Origin of the sequence: Bartonella sp. LB28NMGDW (assembly GCF_042194435.1) — a bacterium.
Classification (GTDB): Bacteria; Pseudomonadota; Alphaproteobacteria; order Rhizobiales; family Rhizobiaceae; genus Bartonella; species Bartonella grahamii.
This window is the reverse complement of sequence record NZ_JBHIMX010000103.1, coordinates 1-1,067: the sequence shown is the minus strand read 5'-3', so window position 1 is coordinate 1,067 and position 1,067 is coordinate 1. Positions and strand designations below refer to the sequence as shown.

The 1,067-nt window shown below is 43.1% G+C and carries 2 protein-coding genes; both read right to left on the bottom strand.

Annotated elements, in window-relative coordinates:
- Window positions 1-223: 223 nt before the first annotated feature.
- The gene (locus ACFIKG_RS09425; RefSeq protein WP_375627110.1) at window positions 224-535 is read right to left on the bottom strand and encodes a DNA-binding protein; all 312 of its coding nucleotides are present in this window, start codon (window positions 533-535) and stop codon (window positions 224-226) included.
- Window positions 536-547: 12 nt separating this feature from the next.
- A complete protein-coding gene (locus ACFIKG_RS09420) occupies window positions 548-871 on the bottom strand; it encodes a type II toxin-antitoxin system RelE/ParE family toxin (RefSeq protein ID WP_015857128.1) in 324 nt (107 codons plus the stop codon).
- Window positions 872-1,067 lie beyond the last annotated feature (196 nt).

The following is a 1,067-nucleotide window of genomic DNA, read 5'->3' as shown; positions in this document are numbered from 1 at the left end:
CACAAGAAGATGCGGCTGGAAACGTTGCAAACACAACACCAGACAAGGACGATACCCTTGATCCAAACGCCCCACCAGACGCATGCGACGAAGGAGACGGCGTAATCCATATGGACGAAGAGGATACATGATAGGTTATAAACCAGATTTAGAGCCCCTCATTAAAAAGATTGCTTAAGTACCTCCCTTCCCCATCTTTAAAGGTGGGGAGTGGACACTAAAGTTACACGTGTGGAACTGGTCGTTCAAGAGGCTGTACAGCCAAACGAAACCCCATGGTACGCAGTAAAGCATTCAAGCTGCGGAACTCTGGATTACCTTTTTCTGAAAGTGTACGGTAAAGTTGTGTTGGGTTCAAGTTGGCTGCTTTAGCTACAGCTTGAACACCACCATAAGCTTTGGCCATTTGGCGTAGAGTTACAAGCAGCTCACCCTGATCACCATCTGCTAGGATTGCATCAAGGGTAGCTGCTGCCAACTCAGGATCACCACGGAATATTTCTGCCATTGCATCATCATGGTTACGGTCTTTCATTTTTGCACTCCTTTAATCTTCACGGTTTTGCCAATCACGCCAGCAAGCACATGCACGAGTGATATCAGTCTCTTGTGTTTTTTTGCTGCCACCGCATAATAGCAACAATACGGTCTTTCCAGATTGGACATAATAAACTCGGTAGCCAGGACCAACATTAATACGCAATTCATGAACACCCTCACGAAGCGGCTTGAAATCGCCAAAGTTTCCCTGCTCTAAACGATTAAGGCGGCGAATAATTGCAGTTTTAGCCTGCATATCACGGAGCTTTCGCAGCCAATCAGCTATCAAGTCTTTGCCATCAGAAGTAAGGTAGTGACGTATTTCAAACATGATGTATATTCGTTTATAAACGAATATTTGTCAAGAAAGAAATTAAAAGTTGAGAAAAAATCTTCTTTTATTCCAATGAAAAAGCGACATGAAGCTTAACCAAGCTATCTTTCCGAATAGGAAAGATGTCAATTTTTTAATCCAGCTCTGCTTTTGCGGGGCTTTTTTTATGGAGAATCATATGCGAAAAATATCA

Coding starts and splice junctions, on each gene's coding strand:
- ACFIKG_RS09425 (WP_375627110.1), bottom strand. CDS start 535: ATGAAAGACCGTAACCATGATGATGCAATGGCAGAAATATTCCGTGGT.
- ACFIKG_RS09420 (WP_015857128.1), bottom strand. CDS start 871: ATGTTTGAAATACGTCACTACCTTACTTCTGATGGCAAAGACTTGATA.